12 protein-coding genes are annotated in these 16827 nt (G+C 63.7%); 8 read left to right on the top strand and 4 right to left on the bottom strand.

Going from position 1 to position 16827, the window contains the following annotated elements:
- The first annotated feature begins 38 nt into the window (after positions 1–38).
- The 4 genes from BLS08_RS10905 to BLS08_RS10890 all read left to right on the top strand — a co-directional run bounded on the left by BLS08_RS10905 (position 39) and on the right by BLS08_RS10890 (position 2139).
- Positions 39–359, top strand: coding sequence for a hypothetical protein (locus BLS08_RS10905; protein WP_017679226.1), 321 nt, complete (start codon positions 39–41; stop codon positions 357–359).
- A 165-nt stretch (positions 360–524) separates the two neighbouring features.
- Positions 525–1082 carry a Smr/MutS family protein gene (locus tag BLS08_RS10900; protein ID WP_055986270.1) on the top strand — a complete coding sequence of 186 codons (558 nt, stop codon included), beginning with the start codon at positions 525–527 and terminating at the stop codon, positions 1080–1082.
- A 77-nt stretch (positions 1083–1159) separates the two neighbouring features.
- On the top strand, positions 1160–1705 hold the full coding sequence (gene folE, locus BLS08_RS10895) for a GTP cyclohydrolase I FolE (RefSeq protein WP_003460872.1): 546 nt from the start codon (positions 1160–1162) through the stop codon (positions 1703–1705).
- 65 nt (positions 1706–1770) lie between these two features.
- On the top strand, positions 1771–2139 hold the full coding sequence (locus BLS08_RS10890) for a glutaredoxin family protein (protein ID WP_055986271.1): 369 nt from the start codon (positions 1771–1773) through the stop codon (positions 2137–2139).
- A gap of 222 nt (positions 2140–2361) precedes the next feature.
- Here the strand turns inward: BLS08_RS10890 and ligA are convergent, their stop codons facing one another.
- The 4 genes from ligA to BLS08_RS10870 form a co-directional block, all read right to left on the bottom strand.
- The gene (gene ligA, locus BLS08_RS10885; RefSeq protein WP_055986275.1) at positions 2362–4722 is read right to left on the bottom strand and encodes an NAD-dependent DNA ligase LigA; all 2361 of its coding nucleotides are present in this window, start codon (positions 4720–4722) and stop codon (positions 2362–2364) included.
- A 60-nt stretch (positions 4723–4782) separates the two neighbouring features.
- Entirely contained in the window at positions 4783–5604 is an 822-nt protein-coding gene (gene zipA, locus BLS08_RS10880; RefSeq protein ID WP_021490612.1) for a cell division protein ZipA, read from the bottom strand.
- Between the two features lie 213 nt (positions 5605–5817).
- Entirely contained in the window at positions 5818–9306 is a 3489-nt protein-coding gene (gene smc, locus BLS08_RS10875; protein ID WP_055986278.1) for a chromosome segregation protein SMC, read from the bottom strand.
- A 6-nt stretch (positions 9307–9312) separates the two neighbouring features.
- Positions 9313–9972 (bottom strand): GntR family transcriptional regulator, encoded by a 660-nt coding sequence (locus BLS08_RS10870; RefSeq protein ID WP_045735339.1) that lies wholly within the window; start codon positions 9970–9972, stop codon positions 9313–9315.
- A 232-nt stretch (positions 9973–10204) separates the two neighbouring features.
- Here BLS08_RS10870 and BLS08_RS10865 point away from each other — a divergent pair, with 232 nt between their 5' ends.
- From BLS08_RS10865 to xdhC, 4 genes are all read left to right on the top strand, one after another.
- A complete protein-coding gene (locus BLS08_RS10865; protein ID WP_045735338.1) occupies positions 10205–11338 on the top strand; it encodes an alkane 1-monooxygenase in 1134 nt (377 codons plus the stop codon).
- A gap of 385 nt (positions 11339–11723) precedes the next feature.
- On the top strand, positions 11724–13163 hold the full coding sequence (xdhA, locus tag BLS08_RS10860; RefSeq protein WP_055986280.1) for a xanthine dehydrogenase small subunit: 1440 nt from the start codon (positions 11724–11726) through the stop codon (positions 13161–13163).
- Between the two features lie 62 nt (positions 13164–13225).
- Positions 13226–15622, top strand: coding sequence for a xanthine dehydrogenase molybdopterin binding subunit (gene xdhB / locus BLS08_RS10855; RefSeq protein WP_055986283.1), 2397 nt, complete (start codon positions 13226–13228; stop codon positions 15620–15622).
- Positions 15623–15906: 284 nt separating this feature from the next.
- Positions 15907–16737 (top strand): xanthine dehydrogenase accessory protein XdhC, encoded by an 831-nt coding sequence (gene xdhC, locus BLS08_RS10850; RefSeq protein WP_055986286.1) that lies wholly within the window; start codon positions 15907–15909, stop codon positions 16735–16737.
- Positions 16738–16827 lie beyond the last annotated feature (90 nt).

The following is a 16827-nucleotide window of genomic DNA, read 5'->3' as shown; positions in this document are numbered from 1 at the left end:
CAGCCGGTCATACCGGCGATAAGCCAAAGGAAATCGGAATGAAGCTGTCCGACGATTTCGATGCACGCCGCTTGCGCCCGCGCCGGCCGAAAAACTGGCGCCTGCGTATCGGAGCCGGCCTGGGCGCCCTGCTCGCCGCCTTCGGCATTCTGCTGGCGATGGCGGGCGTCGCCTCGCTGGCAGGCCGCGCGCCGGTACTGGGTACGCTCAACGACTCCACTGGCGAGGCCACCGTCCTGCTGCTGCTCGGCCTGTTCCTGTTGTGGGCCGGCATCGCCTTCTGGCGTCGCTGCCGCAGACGCCTGCGTCGCCCCAGCGATCTGAGCCTGTCGCCATCACTGATGAAAAAGCGCGACTGATCACCCGAAAACACAGCACCAAAAACCGTAGGAGCCGGCTTGCCGGCGATGCTCTTCTTCAATCGAATTGATGATCGCCCGCAAGCGGGCTCCTACAAATTCGTCTTTCTACGCTTACACGGCTGGCATTTGGGTAAAATGCCAGCCTGTTTCGCGGAGCCACCGATGCAAGACGACGACTTTTCCCTGTTCCAGGCCGAGCTGCGCGGCGTCAAGCCGATCAAGCACGACCGCGCCGATACCGGCAAACCCAAAACTGACCGTAAACAGTTCAACACCCTGCGCCAGGCTGCGACCATCAGCCAGGGCGAGACCAAGGTGGACGGGCTGTCCGACCAGTTCGTCATCGACGTTGGCGCTGAAGACCCGCTGTACTGGGCCGGCAACGGTGTGCAGGACGGTCAGATGCGCAAGCTCAAGCTGGGCCAGATTCCGTTCGACGGCAGCCTCGACCTGCACGGCATGAGCGTCGAGAAAGCGCGCGACACGCTGTGGGAATTTCTCGCCGAAGCCACCAAGCTGGAAATTCGCTGCGTACGCGTCACCCACGGCAAGGCGGTGCGCATGGATGGGCGCAAGCCGATGATCAAGAGCCATGTGAACACCTGGCTGCGCCAGCACCCGCAGGTGCTGGGGTTCAGCTCCTGCCTGGCCAAGCACGGCGGCACCGGCGCGGTGTATATCATCCTCAAGCGCACCATGATGGATGGTCGCGACGAGTAATCAGAGAACCTGGCACTCTTGCCAGGCCCCTGTCGGCGCCCTACCCTGCGCCCATTCGATACCCAACAGGATTTTCCATGTCCCTGGAACAACAGTACACCGCGATCCTTGGCCAGCTTGGCGAGGACGTTTCCCGCGAAGGCCTGCTGGACACGCCCAAGCGCGCCGCCAAGGCCATGCAGTACCTCTGCCGTGGCTACCAGCAGACGCTGGAAGAGGTCACCAACGGCGCGCTGTTCAGCTCCGACAACAGCGAGATGGTGCTGGTCAAGAACATCGAGCTGTATTCGCTGTGCGAGCATCACCTGCTGCCGTTCATCGGCAAGGCTCATGTTGCCTACATCCCCAACGGCAAGGTGCTCGGCCTGTCCAAGGTAGCGCGCATCGTCGACATGTACGCCCGCCGCCTGCAGATCCAGGAAAACCTCAGCCGGCAGATCGCCGAAGCCATTGAGCAGGTTACCGGCGCACTCGGCGTGGCGGTGGTCATCGAAGCGCAGCACATGTGCATGATGATGCGCGGCGTGGAGAAGCAGAACTCCTCCATGGTCACCTCGGTGATGCTCGGCGAATTCCGCAGCAACCCGGCGACCCGCGGCGAATTCCTCAATCTGGTTCGTTGAGCCAAGCCCCAGACGGCGGTCGCTCACTTCGGTGAACGGCCGTCGGCATTTCAGGAGTTAGAAACATGTTGCTCAAAGCCCTTCGTATCGGCCTGGGTCAGCTCGTCGTGTTCGCCGACTGGATCAGCCGCCCGCGCAAGCTAAAGCGCAGCCCCGAGGCGCAAGCCGAAGTCGAACGCGCCACGGCCAATCTGGCGCTGTACCAGTTCCACGCCTGCCCGTTCTGCGTCAAGGTGCGGCGCACCCTGCACCGCCTGAACCTGCCGGTGCAACTGCGCGACGCCAAGAACGACGCCGAACATCGTCAGGCGCTGGAGCAGCACGGCGGCCGCATCAAGGTGCCGTGCCTGCGCATCGAGGAAAACGGCCAGAGCACCTGGCTGTACGAATCCAAGGCGATCATCGCCTATCTGGATCAGCGCTTCGCGGGCTGAACCGCGCTTTCGTAGGAGCCGGCTTGCCGGCGATGCTTCTGCGTAAAGGATCGCCGGCAAGCCGGCTCCTACAGGTTCAGAGTTCGACACCTAAACTTCGCCCAGTCCTGTAGCCCGGATGCAATCCGGGAACGGTCAAGCCCTCTGGTGGCGCTGCAGAGCGCAATCAGAACGTAGGGCGGGTGAAACCCGCCAGCGCGCCAATGGCGGGTTTCACCCGCCCTACGCTTCAATGCCGTAGGTCTTGAGCTGGTCGAGGAACTGCGCTTCGTCCAACACCTTCACCCCCAGCTCGCCGGCCTTGGCCAGCTTCGAGCCGGCGCCTGGCCCGGCCACCACGCAGTGGGTCTTGGCCGAGACGGAACCGGCCACCTTGGCGCCCAGGCTCTCCAGCTTTTCCTTGGCCACGTCGCGACTCATCACTTCCAGGGTGCCGGTGAGCACCCAGGTCTGGCCAGCCAGCGGCAGGCCTTCGGCAACTTTCTTCTCGCTTTCCCAGTGCATGCCGAAGTCACGCAGCTGCTGCTCGATCGCACGAGCCAGTTGAGCGTTTTCAGCCACGTCGAAGAATTCACGCACGGCCTTGGCCTGTTTCTCCGGCAGGGCCTGACGCATGTCCAGCCAATCGCCGCCAAGCACGCCTTCCAGGCTGCCGAAACGCTCCGCCAGCTTCTGCGCCGCGCCTGGGCCAACAGAGGGAATATTCAGTTTGTCGAGCATGCCCCCAAGGGTGGCGACAGCCGAGAACTCGGCGCTCAGCTCTCCCTCTTCCTGCAGTTCGAGACCGCACTCACCCAGCAAGGCGCTGATCACCTGCTGATTGTGTTCATCCTCGAAGAAGCTGTGGATCTCATGCGCGACTTCCAGACCAATGTCCGGCAGATAGGTCAGCACTTGCGGCAGTGCCTTGCGCACACGCTCCAGCGAGGCTAGGGAGCGCGCCAGCACCTTGGCGGTTTCCTCGCCCACATCGGGGATACCGAGCGCATAGATGAAGCGCGCCAGGGTCGGCCGCTTGCTGTCCTCGATGGCCTTCAGCAGCTTGTTGCTGGAGACTTCGGCGAAGCCTTCCAGGCCGATGATCTGTTCGAAGGTCAGCTTGTACAGGTCGGCCGGCGAGCCGATCAGCTTCTCGTCCACCAGTTGCTCGATGGTCTTGTCGCCGAGGCCTTCGATATCCATGGCGCGGCGCGAGACGAAGTGGATGATCGCCTGCTTGAGCTGCGCCTGGCAGCTGAGGCGACCGACGCAGCGATACACCGAACCTTCGCTGATCGACTCCTTGCCCTTGCTTCGCTTGACCAGTTGCGTGCGCTCCACCGCCGAGCCGCACACCGGGCATTGCTCGGGAATGTGCACCGGGCGCGCGTTCTCCGGGCGACGTTCGGGCACCACGGCCATCACCTGCGGGATCACGTCGCCAGCACGGCGGATGATCACCGTGTCACCGATCATCACGCCCAGGCGCGCCACCTCATCCATGTTGTGCAACGTGGCGTTGGCCACCATCACACCCGCCACCTTGACCGGATTCAGACGCGCCACTGGCGTCACCGCACCGGTACGCCCGACCTGAAATTCCACGTCGAGCAGCTCGGTCAGCTCTTCCTGCGCCGGGAACTTGTGGGCGATGGCCCAGTGCGGCGTGCGCGCACGAAAGCCCAACTGTTGCTGGTCCTCGATATTGTTGACCTTGAACACCACGCCATCGATGTCATAGGCCAGGCTCATGCGCCGCTCGCCGATATCTCTGTAGTAATCCAGGCAGGCCTCGACGCCCCTGGCCAGCTTCAGTTCGCGACTGATGGGTACGCCCCAGGCCTTGAGCTGCTGCAGCATGGCCACCTGGGTGCCCGGCAGCTCCCCGCTGACCTGACCAACGCCATAGCAGCAGAACTCCAGCGGGCGGCTGGCGGTGATCTTCGGGTCGAGCTGACGCAGGCTGCCGGCAGCGGCATTACGCGGGTTGGCGAAGGTCTTGCCGCCGCTCTCGGCCTGCCGCGCATTCAGTTCCTCGAAACCAGCCTTGGGCATGAACACTTCGCCGCGCACTTCCAGCACCTGCGGCCAGCCCTCGCCCTGCAGCTTGAGCGGCACGTTGCGGATGGTGCGCACATTGCTGGTGATGTCTTCGCCGGTGCTGCCGTCGCCGCGCGTGGCGCCGCGCACCAGCTGGCCGTTCTCGTAGCGCAGGCTGACGGCCAGACCATCGAGCTTGGGTTCGCAGCTGTACTCGATCTCGGCGCCGCCGCCGAACAGGTCGCTGCCCTGTACGCCGAGGCCGTTCTGCACGCTGCGGTCGAAGGCACGCAAATCATCCTCATCGAAGGCGTTGCCCAAGCTGAGCATGGGCACTTCGTGACGCACCTCGCCGAAGGCGCTGAGCGCCTCACCGCCGACACGCTGGGTCGGCGACTCCGGCGTGACCAGCTCCGGATGCTCGGCCTCCAGCGCCTGCAATTCGCGGAACAGACGGTCGTACTCGGCGTCCGGCACGCTCGGTTCGTCCAGCACGTAGTAACGGTAGTTGTGCGCGTCCAGCTCGTTGCGCAGTTCGGAAATACGTTGGGCGGCGTCGGTCATGCTCGGTCTCTCAAACGAAAAGAGCAGCCTTGGCTGCTCTCTTTCGACTTCGTGTACGGGTCAGCGTTTCTGGGTCAGTTGCCGGCGCTCGAATTCGACGATGCGCTGGCGATAGTGTTCGATGGTCTGCGCAGTCATCACGCTGCGCTGGTCGTCCTTCAGCTCACCGCCCAGCTCGTGGGCCAGCTTGCGTGCAGCAGCGACCATCACGTCGAAGGCCTGCTTCGGATGACGCGGGCCAGGCAGGCTGAGGAAGAAGCTCACCGCGCGGGTGCTAAAGCCTTCGATATCGTCGAGATCGAAGGTGCCCGGCTTGAGTGCGTTGGCCATGGAGAACAGCACCTCGCCATTACCCGCCATGCTCTCGTGACGATGGAAGATGTCCATCTCACCGAAGCGCAGACCACTTTCGAGGATGTTCTGCAGCAGCGCCGGGCCCTTGAAGCCGAAGTCGTCGCGGGCGACCACGTTGATCACCAGCACCTCTTCTACCGGTGCGGCATCGGCAGCCGGCTTGGAGGTTTTCTTCGGCTCGACGGGTTCGTCATCGACCGGGTTGAGCAGAGTCGGCACCGGCTCATCGACGGCCAGGTTGAGGTCGCCCTGTTGTGGCTCGTTGCGCGGACGACGTGGCAGGTCCTTGGCGCTCATCGACGGTAGTTCGTCTTCGTCCAGCTGCGGCTCGTGGTCGCGATTTACCACACGTGGCGTACTGAGCAAATCTGGGTCACTGTCGTCATCAGGCATGTTGGCGAAGCTGCGGTCGAGCCTGAATTTGAGCTTGCCCTTGCCACCGCGCATACGGCGCCAGCCGTCGAAAAGGATGCCAGCGATAACGATGATGCCAATAACGATCAGCCACTCGCGCAGACCGAATTCCATGAAATACCTGACCCTTAAAAATTCTGGTGAAAAAAAGATCCAATCAACCGGATCACAACTCGACTATAAAACGCGGCGCCAACTTCATGTTCTATCTGACGTTTTCCGCGTGTAACAAAAGTGGGCAATAAGCTAGCACGACGAAAGGCAACTTTACACAGGGAGCCACATAAGGTTTTGCCTGTATTCAGTTAATCTCGCGGCGCTCTGCCATCACGCCTCCACCATCGCCAGCGCCTCCTCGACATCCACCGCCACCAGACGCGAGCAACCCGGCTCGTGCATGGTGACCCCCATCAACTGATCGGCCATTTCCATGGCGATCTTGTTGTGGGTGATGTAGATGAACTGCACCGTGGCTGACATCTCCTTGACCAGTCGCGCGTAGCGCCCGACGTTGGCATCGTCCAGCGGTGCATCCACTTCGTCCAACATGCAGAACGGCGCCGGATTGAGCTGGAAGATGGAAAACACCAGTGCCAAAGCTGTCAATGCTTTCTCTCCACCGGAGAGCAAATGAATGGTGCTGTTCTTCTTGCCCGGGGGCCGCGCCATGATGGTCACACCGGTATCGAGTAAATCTTCGCCGGTGAGTTCCAAATAAGCGTTGCCGCCACCGAAAACTTTTGGGAAGAGCGCCTGCAAACCGCCATTGATCTGATCGAAGGTGTCCTTGAAACGATTGCGCGTTTCCTTGTCGATCTTGCGGATGACGTTCTCCAGGGTTTCCAAGGCCTCGACCAGATCTGCGTCCTGCGCATCCAGGTAGCGCTTGCGCTCGGACTGCTGCTGATACTCGTCGATGGCCGCGAGGTTGATCGGCCCGAGACGGGCGATGCGCGCGGCCATGCGCTCCAGTTCTTCTTCCCAGGTGCTCTCGCTGGCTTCGGCCGGCAGCGTGGCGATCACCCCGTGCAGGTCGTAGTTGTCCTCGGCGAGCTGGTCGGCCAGCGCCTTGCGCCGCACGTTGAGCGACTGCCAGTCCATGCGCTGTTGCTCCAGCTGGCTGCGTAGCAGTTGCGCCTGTTGTTCCGCCTGGGTGCGGCGCTTCTCCGCGTCGCGCAGTTCGCGATCAGCGTCCTCCAGCGCCAAACGCGCCTGACGCAGTTCGTCGTCCACCGCCATGCGCCGCTCGAGCAGTTCTTCGAGCTTAATGCGCAGCTCTTCCAGCGGCGCCTCGCCCTCTTCCAGATTCAGCGACAGTTGCTCGCGCCGCTCATGCAGGCGCTCGGCCTGCATCTCCAGACGCTCCAGCGCCTGACGGGTGGAGTCGTGCTGCGCCTTGAGCGAGCCGACGCGCACCGCCAGTTGATGGGCATGGTCCTTGTGCTGACGCGCGTCCTGGCGCACACGGTCGAGACGCTCGCGCAGACTGTCGCGGCTGGCCAGCAGGCTCTCACGCTGCTCGTTATCCAGCGCCATGGCGTCCAGCGCATCCTGCAATTGCAGGCGCGATTCGCCCAGTTGCTCCTGCTCGATCTCGCGCTGCTCGGCCGCTTCCTGCAGTTCGTCCTGCAGACGGCGACGGCGCAGGCCCAACTGCTCGGCTTTGGCCTGGCTGGCGGACAGCTTTGCCTTCAGCTCACTCACCTGGCGCGCCAGTTCCTGGCCATGACGGCGTTGCTGCTCACGCTGTTCTTCCTGAAGACGTTGCTCGTCGCGCAGCGCCAGCAGGCGTTCATCCAGTTGCGCCAGGGCCGCCTCACGTTCCTCGCGCTCCAACTGCAAGCGCTCCAGCTCCTGGCCACGAGCCAGCACACCGCTATCGGCCTCGGCGGCGCGACGCACGCGCAGGAAATGCCGGCCGACCCAGTAGCCGTCGCGGCTGATCAGGCTCTCGCCATCGGCCAGTTGCCCACGAGCGGCCAGCGCCTGCTCCAGGGATTCGACCGGGCGCACGCCGGCCAGCCAGGGCGACAGGTCATGGCTCGATTCGACCTTGTCCAGCAGGCTACCGGCACGGCGCGCGCCGCCCTTGGCGGGGCTGGCCAGGCGCAGTTCGCCCTGCTCCAGCGCGGCGAAATCCAGCCCGGCGAAATCGTCCAGCAGCACGGCCTGCAGGTCGGCACCGAGCACAGTTTCCACCGCCAGCTCCCAGCCGGCTTCCACCCGCAGACCTTCGGCCAGGCGCGGGCGCTGCAGCAGGTTCTGCTCGCGCAGCCACTCGCCAGCACCCTGCCCCGGATCGAGTGCCGCCTGTTGCAGCGCCTCCAGCGACGCCAGACGGCCGTTCAGGCGTTGCAGCTCGCCTTGCGCCTGCTGCTGGGCCTGACCGGCCTGCTGCAATTCCTCGCGCAGTTGCTGCAGGCGCTCGGCCTGTTGCTCTTCGGCCAGGTGCAGGGCTTCCTGCTCCAGCTCACCGGCAGCGAGCTGTTCGTTCAGTTCGAGAATGGCGGCGTCTTCGGGGTCGGCCACCAGTTGCTGCAATTCTTCGTTAAGACGACGTTGGCGTTCTGCCAGACGCTCCAGGCTCTGTTCCAGCTGGGCGATGCGCGACTGCTGCACTTCGGCCTGGCGACGCGGCTCGGCGCTGCGCTGGTTGAAACCGTCCCACTGCTCCTGCCAGCCGTGCATGGCGACTTCGGCCTCTTCCAGGCTGGCAGCAGACTCCTCGGCAGCAGCGGCGGTCATCTCCTGCTCGGGCAGGAGCATTTCCAATTCTTCACCGAGGGTGGCCAGCCGGGTGCGGTCGTGGCCTAGGTGCGACTCAGTTTCCAGACGCGCCTTTTCTGCCTCGCGCAGGTCATCCTGCAACTGGCGCAGGCGCTGCTGGCCATGCTGGATGCTCTGCTCGACGCGGGCGATATCGCCACCCACGGAATAGAAGCGGCCCTGCACCAGGTTGAAGCGCTCGCTCAATTCGTGATGGCCATCGCGCAGGCGCTCGATGCTGGCGTCGGCGCTGCGCTGCTCGGCCACCAGGGCCTCGAAGGCCACTTCCTGATCGCCGATCACCTGCTCTCGGCTGCCGACCTGCTGGTTCAGGCTCTGCCAGCGCAGGGCCAGCAGTTGCGCCTTGAGCTGGCGCTCCTCGGCCTTGTATTCCTGGTACTTCTCCGCCGCCTGGGCCTGACGGTGCAGACGCTCGAGCTGGCGCTCCAGTTCTTCGCGCAGGTCGCTAAGGCGCTCCAGGTTCTCCTGGGTACGGCGGATGCGGTTTTCGGTCTCGCGGCGGCGCTCCTTGTACTTGGAGATGCCGGCGGCTTCCTCGATGAAATTGCGCAGCTCTTCGGGCTTGGCCTCGATCAGCTTGCTGATCATGCCCTGCTCGATGATCGAGTAACTGCGCGGCCCCAGGCCGGTGCCGAGGAAGATATCGGTGATATCGCGGCGCCGGCACTTGGTGCCGTTGAGGAAGTAGGTGTTCTGCCCGTCGCGGGTCACCCGACGGCGAATGGAAATCTCGGCGAAGGCCGCGTATTCGCCCACCAGCGAGTTGTCGCTGTTATCGAAGATCAGCTCGATGGAGGCCTGGGTCACCGGCTTGCGTGTGTTGGAGCCGTTGAAGATGACGTCGGTCATCGACTCACCACGCAGGTTCTTCGCCGAGCTTTCACCCATCACCCAGCGCACGGCGTCGATGATGTTCGACTTGCCGCAACCATTGGGCCCGACCACCGCCGCCATGTTGCTGGGAAAGCTTACCGTCGTCGGATCGACGAAGGACTTGAAGCCCGCCAGCTTGATGCTCTTCAGGCGCATCTGGGCTTAGCGCTCGGCCAGGGTTGCCAGCACCAGCTGGCAGTTGTGCTGACCGTAGGCTTGCAGCACTTCGCGGGCACGCTCGTTGTCACGGGCGATGATCGCCTGCAGCAGGCTGGCGAAGGTGCCCATGAACTGGCCCATCTCGCCTTTGCGCCGCTCCAGCGCCAGGTGGTAGGTGCGGCTGATGGCCGGCAGCAGGTTCTCCAGGGTTTCCTGCAGGTACGGGTTGTCGGCGAAGGGAAAGGCCGCACGCATCACGTCGAAGCTGTTCTCGACGAAGGCGCCGATATCGCCACGCTCCAGGCTGGCCAGCAGGCGCTGCTGGATATCGATGAAGGGCGCCAGGTCGGTCTCCACCTTCCAGCGCTCGATCACCGCGCGCGCCAGCATGATGTAGAGCTCGATGCTCAGTGCGTAGAGGCTGGTGACGTGGTGCGGGGTCAGTTCGCTGACCTGGGCGCCTCGGCGCGGCAGGATCACGATCAGGTGGCGGCGTTCGAGAATCAGCAGCGCTTCGCGCACCGAGCCACGGCTGACGTTGAGGGCCTGGGTAACCTTCTGCTCCTGAATGCGCTCACGTTCCTTGAGCTCACCGCGAATGATGCGTTCGGCCAGGTAATGGGCAATTTGCTCGGCGAGGCTGTCCGGGGCCTTGAACGTCATGACATTCCTTATTTGCGTCGATCCAGGGGCAGGCGGTCGAGTCTGGGAGCCCCGCCACGGCTGGGCGGGAGCAAGAAAATCTGGCGGCGAGTGTAACACAGGGTGTTACCCCGCCAAGCGTCCCCGCGGGGCACTTTCCGTTCTAAAGGTTGGCCGTGGAAGTCTGGCCGCGAAAATGGATTGTCCTACAATCTGAGGTAAAACCCAGAACAATAATGACTTGGAGAATCCGATGTTCGAACGCCTGCCGTCGCGCTGGATGCTCGCCCTGAAGAAGGTCGGCTACTGGATCTGGCTGATCCCGGTACTGGGCATCCCCCTCAGCTATTACTGGTCGCAGGGCAGCGCGCACGCCGACGCCTGGCCCTGGCTGGTGATCAGCGTGGTGTTCGGTGTCATTCCCTTGCTGGACTTCATTGTCGGTCGCGACCCGGCCAACCCGGATGAGTGCGACGAAGTGCCGGCCCTCGAAGCCCAGGGCTACTACCGACTGCTGAGTCTGGCCACGGTGCCGCTGCTGCTGGCGATGCTGGTGTGGAGCGGCTGGATATTCGCCAGTTACGAGGGCTGGAGCTGGGTCGGCCAGCTCGGCTGGGTGCTGTCGGTAGGCACGGTGATGGGCGCCATCGGCATCACCGTGTCGCACGAGCTGATCCACAAGGACCCGACACTGGAGCAGAACGCCGGCGGCCTGCTGCTGGCAGCGGTGTGCTACGCCGGCTTCAAGGTCGAACATGTGCGCGGCCATCACGTGCATGTATCGACGCCCGAAGATGCCTCCTCCTCACGCTTCGGCCAGAGCCTGTACGCCTTTCTGCCGCATGCCTACAAGCACAACTTTCTCAACGCCTGGAAGCTCGAGGCCGAGCGTCTCAAGCGGCGCAGCTTACCGGCCCTGCATTGGCGCAACGAGCTGATCTGGTGGTACGCCATCAGCGCGCTGTTCCTGCTCGGCTTCACCCTGGCCTTAGGCCCGCTCGGCGCCCTGTTCTTCCTCGGCCAGGCGGTTATCGCCTTTACCCTGCTGGAGATCGTCAACTATGTCGAACACTACGGCCTGCACCGGCGCAAACTGGACAGCGGCCGCTACGAGCGCACCAATGCGCACCACTCCTGGAACAGCAACTTCCTGCTGACCAACCTGTTTCTCTTCCATCTGCAGCGCCATTCCGACCACCACGCCTATGCCAAGCGCCGCTATCAGGTGCTACGCCATTTCGACGACAGCCCGCAGTTGCCCAATGGCTACGCCGGAATGATCGTGCTCGCGGTGTTCCCGCCGCTGTGGCGCGCCGTGATGGACCCCAAGGTGCGCGCCTACTACGCCGGCGAAGAGCACCAACTGAGTGAGTCGCAACCGACCTGAGCCCCCTGTTCGAGCACACCCAATCAACCCCGGCAGCGCAGGCTCCCGGGGTTTCGTTTGTCACCTAGGGTGCGCCATGCGCCCACCATTTCGACTTCGACCGGCTGGTGCGCACGACCCAGGCGGCCCCGCGCGTGCCTACGAAAGTCCCGCAGCAGAGCCCTCGCTGGCACGAAAACCGCTACTCTCAGAGCATAAATCCCGCCCGCCGCGCTCATAACCGAAACGCATGACAAGCAGCTGACCACGAGGTCAAATATTTGTTGACCCAAAAGTCAGAAAACTCTAGATTGCCTCCATGGCCAATCACTTCCGGGCCTTGCAATGCGTGCACATACCCGGCGAGCCAAACGATTCATAACAATAAAGTGCCTGGAGGTCGTCCTTGATCCAGTTTTTACTCAACCGGGAGCTGCGCACCGAGCATGCCCTGGACCCCAACGTCACCGTGCTCAATTACCTGCGTGAACACGTCGGCAAGACCGGAACCAAGGAAGGCTGCGCCTCCGGCGACTGCGGTGCCTGCACCGTGGTGGTAGGCGAGCTCGATGGCGACCGCGTTCGTTATCGCACCCTCAACTCCTGCCTGACCTTCGTCTCCAGCCTGCACGGCAAGCAGCTGATCACCGTCGAAGACCTCAAGCACCAGGGCAAGCTGCACAGCGTGCAGCAGGCGATGGTCGACTGCCATGGCTCGCAGTGCGGCTTCTGCACCCCCGGTTTCATCATGTCGCTGTTCGCCCTGCAGAAGAATTCGAGCGGCTACGACAAGGGCGCGACGATGGAAGCGCTGGCCGGCAACCTGTGCCGCTGCACTGGCTACCGCCCGATCATCGACGCCGCCGAGCAGGCCTGCTGCCAGAAGCAGCCGGATCAGTTCGATGCCTTCGAAAGCAACACCGTGGCTCAGCTCCAGGCCATCGCCCCGCGTGAAACTGCCGAGCTCAACAGTGGCGACAAGCGCTGCCTGGTGCCGCTGACCGTGGCCGACCTGGCCGACCTCTATGCCGCCAACCCCGAGGCGCGCCTGCTCGCCGGTGGTACCGACCTGGCCCTGGAAGTCACCCAGTTCCACCGCGAGCTGCCGGTGATGATCTACGTCGGCCATATCGAAGACATGAAGCGCATCGAGGTGACCGACAAGGACATCGAGATCGGCGCGACCGCGGCCCTGTCCGACTGCTACGAAGCGCTGTCGCGCGAGTACCCGGACTTCGGCGAGCTGCTGCACCGCTTCGCCTCGCTGCAGATCCGCAACCAGGGCACCCTGGGCGGCAATATCGGCAACGCCTCACCCATCGGCGACGCCCCGCCGCTGCTGATCGCCCTCGGTGCGCAGATCGCCCTGCGTCAGGGCAACACGCGGCGCATCCTGCCGCTGCAGGACTACTTCCTCGACTACAAGGTGACCGCGCGCCAGGAAGCCGAATTCATCGAGAAGATCATCGTGCCGCGCGCCCAGGCCAACCAGGCGTTCCGCGCCTACAAGGTATCGAAGCGCCTGGACGACGACATTTCCGCCGTCTGCGCCGCCTTCAACCTGACTATCGTCGACGGCGTGGTCACCGAAGCGCGCATCGCCTTCGGCGGCATGGCCGCCATCCCCAAACGCGCCAGCGCCTGCGAAGCGGCCCTGGTCGGCTCGGCCTGGTATCCGGGCGTGATCGAACGTGCCTGCAACGCACTGGGTGAGGACTTCACCCCGCTGTCGGATTTCCGCGCCAGCAAGGAATACCGCCTGCTCACTGCCCAGAACCTGCTGCGCAAGTTCTTCCTGGAGCAGCAGTCGCCCGAGGTCGAGACCAGGGTTACCGCCTACGCGTAAGCGTGCAGTGAATTGATACGCCGCCGGCACGCCCGGCGGCATGCGAAGTTTTGGAGGCGAAGATGTCCAGTCATATCGAACACAAATCCCAGGAAGAGCTGGCCGCCCTGTTCCGCGCCGGCATGACCAGCGGCGTCGGCCGCAGCGTCAAGCACGAGAGCGCGGACAAGCATGTGTCCGGCGAAGCGGTCTATGTCGACGACCGCCTGGAATTCCCCAACCAGTTGCACGTCTATGCGCGCCAGTCGGACCGTGCCCATGCGCGCATCCTGCGCATCGACACCCGCCCCTGCTACGAGTTTCCGGGCGTGGCCATCGCCATCACCAAGGATGACGTGCCGGGCCAGCTGGATATCGGCCCGGTGGTCGCCGGTGACCCGCTGCTGGCCGACGGCAAGGTCGAGTACGTTGGCCAGGTGGTGCTGGCGGTAGCCGCCGACAGCCTGGAAACCGCGCGCAAGGCGGCCATGGCCGCCATCGTCGAATACGAAGACCTGGAGCCGGTGCTCGACGTGGTCGAGGCCTACCGCAAGAAGCATTTCGTGCTCGCCAGCCACACCCACCGCATCGGCGACTCGGCCAGCAAACTGGCCAGCGCCCCGCGTCGCCTGCAGGGCACCCTGCATATCGGCGGCCAGGAGCACTTCTACCTGGAAACCCAGATTTCCTCGGTGATGCCGACTGAAGACGGCGGCATGCTGGTCTACACCTCGACGCAGAACCCCACCGAGGTGCAGAAGCTGGTCGCCGAAGTGCTCGGCGTGCCGATGAACAAGATCGTCATCGACATGCGCCGCATGGGCGGTGGTTTCGGCGGCAAGGAAACCCAGGCTGCCGGCCCGGCGTGTCTGTGCGCGGTCATCGCCCACCTCACCGGCCGGCCGACCAAGATGCGCCTGCCGCGCATGGAAGACATGAGCATGACCGGCAAGCGTCACCCCTTCTACGTCGAGTACGACGTCGGCTTCGATGACGACGGCCTGCTGCACGGCATCGAGATGGACCTGGCCGGTAACTGCGGCTACTCGCCGGACCTGTCCGGCTCTATCGTCGACCGCGCCATGTTCCACTCGGACAACGCCTACTTCCTCGGCAACGCCACCATCAACGGTCATCGCTGCAAGACCAACACCGCCTCGAACACCGCCTACCGCGGCTTCGGCGGCCCACAGGGCATGGTCGCCATCGAGGAAGTGATGGACGCCGTGGCGCGCCACCTCGGCAAGGACCCGCTGGAAGTGCGCAAGCTTAACTACTACGGCAAAACCGAGCGCAACGTCACCCACTACCACCAGACCGTCGAGCACAACGTTATCCACGAGATGACCGCCGAGCTGGAGGAAAGCGCCGAGTACGCCAAGCGTCGTGAAGAAATTCGCGCCTTCAACGCCAAGAGCCCGGTATTGAAGAAAGGCCTGGCCATGACCCCGGTGAAATTCGGCATCAGCTTCACCGCCACCTTCCTCAACCAGGCCGGGGCGCTGATCCACATCTACACCGACGGTTCGATCCACCTCAACCACGGCGGCACCGAGATGGGCCAGGGCCTCAACACCAAGGTCGCGCAGGTCGTCGCCGAGGTGTTCCAAGTCGATATCGAGCGTATCCAGATCACCGCCACCAACACCGACAAGGTGCCCAATACCTCGCCGACCGCGGCCTCCAGCGGCGCTGACCTCAACGGCATGGCGGCGAAGAACGCAGCCGAAACCATCAAGCAGCGCCTGGTGGACTTCCTGGTGCGCGAGTACAAGGTCACCCCGGAAGACGTGGAATTCCGCAACGGCCAGGTGCGCGTGCGTGATCACTTCCTGTCCTTCGAGGAGATGATCCAGAAGGCCTACTTCGGCCAGGTCTCGCTGTCGTCGACCGGTTTCTACCGCACGCCGAAAATCTACTACGACCGCGACAAGGCGGCCGGCCGCCCCTTCTATTACTACGCCTACGGCGTGGCCTGCGTGGAAGTGCTGGTCGACACCCTGACCGGCGAATACCGCATGCTGCGCGGCGACATCCTGCACGACGTCGGCGACTCTCTGAACCCGGCCATCGACATCGGCCAGGTCGAAGGCGCCTTCATCCAGGGCATGGGCTGGCTGACCATGGAAGAGCTGGTGTGGAACGCCAAGGGCAAGCTGATGACCAACGGCCCGGCCAGCTACAAGATCCCGGCCATCGCCGACATGCCCATCGACCTGCGCGTGAAGCTGGTGGAGAACCGCAAGAACCCGGAAGACACCGTGTTCCACTCCAAGGCCGTGGGCGAGCCGCCGTTCATGCTCGGCATCGCCGCCTGGTGCGCCCTGAAGGACGCCGTGGCCAGCCTGGCAGACTACAAGGTGCAACCGCAGATCGACGCCCCGGCCACGCCTGAGCGCGTGCTCTGGGGCGTGGAGCAGATGCGTAAGTTGAAACAAGCCAGAACAAGCGCCGTCGAAATGGAAACGGCCGGAGCGTAGGGTGGGCTTCAGCCCACCAACATCAACGGCGTGTATTGGTGGGCTGAAGCCCACCCTACGTCTGCGCGACATCCACCCTATGACGGTTCGTAGGGTGGACAACCGCGAAGCGTTGTCCACCAGGCCGTAGACGCACAGCCCAGCAGGTGTAAAACAATGACAAAACACACCGAACCGAATAACCCGCCCGCTCGCCCGGCACCGGTCCCCATTCTCGACCCGTCGCCGAGCAACTGGCGCCTGCCGCGCCCGGGACAGACCACGCCTTCCTGGAGGCTGAGCAAATGAGCTGGATCAGTGCCCTCGCCGACCTGCAGCAAAAAGGTGAAGCCTGCGTGCTGGTGACCATCATCGAGGAACGCGGCTCGACGCCGCGTAATGCCGGCTCGAAGATGGTGGTCACCGCCGAGCGCATCTTCGAGACCATCGGCGGCGGCCATCTGGAATACAAGGCCATGGAAATGGCCCGCGAGATGCTCGCCAGCCGCAGCCAGGACACGCGCCTGGAACGTTTCTCCCTCGGCGCCAGCCTGGGCCAGTGCTGCGGCGGCGCCACCGTGCTGCTGTTCGAGCCCATGGGCCAGCCACAGGCGCAGATCGCCGTGTTCGGCGCCGGCCATGTCGGCCGCGCACTGGTGCCGCTACTCGCCAGTCTGCCGTGCAAGGTGCGCTGGATCGACTCGCGGGAGAATGAATTTCCCGAGCACATCCCCGCCGGCGTGGAGAAGATCGTCAATGACGAAGTGGTCGACGAGGTGGAGAACATGCCGCCCGGCAGCTACTACATCGTCATGACCCACAACCACCAGCTCGATCTGGAGCTGACCGCGGCGATCCTCAAACGCGGCGACTTCGCCTACTACGGCCTGATCGGCTCGAAGACCAAACGCGTCAAGTTCGAGCATCGCCTGCGCGAACGCGGCTTCGAGGACACGCTGATGGCACGCATGCGCTGCCCCATGGGCCTGGCCGAAGTTAAAGGCAAGCTGCCGGTGGAAATTGCCGTGTCCATCGCCGGCGAAGTGATCGCCACTTACAACGCCAGCTTTGGCCAGGACGTGAAGAAAGGCGAATCCAGCGTCGCCAAGCTGCTGCCGGCCTCGCGCCGGTCCTGACTCTGCCTAATTCGCAGCGCGCCCAGTAGGGTGCGCCGCGCGCACCAATAACACCGCATTGCCCATGGTGCGCACAGCACACCCTACGCA

This window comes from Ectopseudomonas chengduensis (assembly GCF_900102635.1).
Classification (GTDB): domain Bacteria; phylum Pseudomonadota; class Gammaproteobacteria; order Pseudomonadales; family Pseudomonadaceae; genus Aquipseudomonas; species Aquipseudomonas chengduensis.
This window is presented reverse-complemented; position numbering and strand designations above follow the sequence as displayed.

Bases quoted from the DNA above. Each gene is read 5' to 3' on its own strand.
- BLS08_RS10905 (WP_017679226.1), top strand. From the start codon at position 39: ATGAAGCTGTCCGACGATTTCGATGCACGCCGCTTGCGCCCGCGCCGG.
- BLS08_RS10900 (WP_055986270.1), top strand. From the start codon at position 525: ATGCAAGACGACGACTTTTCCCTGTTCCAGGCCGAGCTGCGCGGCGTC.
- folE (WP_003460872.1), top strand. From the start codon at position 1,160: ATGTCCCTGGAACAACAGTACACCGCGATCCTTGGCCAGCTTGGCGAG.
- BLS08_RS10890 (WP_055986271.1), top strand. From the start codon at position 1,771: ATGTTGCTCAAAGCCCTTCGTATCGGCCTGGGTCAGCTCGTCGTGTTC.
- ligA (WP_055986275.1), bottom strand. From the start codon at position 4,722: ATGACCGACGCCGCCCAACGTATTTCCGAACTGCGCAACGAGCTGGAC.
- zipA (WP_021490612.1), bottom strand. From the start codon at position 5,604: ATGGAATTCGGTCTGCGCGAGTGGCTGATCGTTATTGGCATCATCGTT.
- smc (WP_055986278.1), bottom strand. From the start codon at position 9,306: ATGCGCCTGAAGAGCATCAAGCTGGCGGGCTTCAAGTCCTTCGTCGAT.
- BLS08_RS10870 (WP_045735339.1), bottom strand. From the start codon at position 9,972: ATGACGTTCAAGGCCCCGGACAGCCTCGCCGAGCAAATTGCCCATTAC.
- BLS08_RS10865 (WP_045735338.1), top strand. From the start codon at position 10,205: ATGTTCGAACGCCTGCCGTCGCGCTGGATGCTCGCCCTGAAGAAGGTC.
- xdhB (WP_055986283.1), top strand. From the start codon at position 13,226: ATGTCCAGTCATATCGAACACAAATCCCAGGAAGAGCTGGCCGCCCTG.
- xdhC (WP_055986286.1), top strand. From the start codon at position 15,907: ATGAGCTGGATCAGTGCCCTCGCCGACCTGCAGCAAAAAGGTGAAGCC.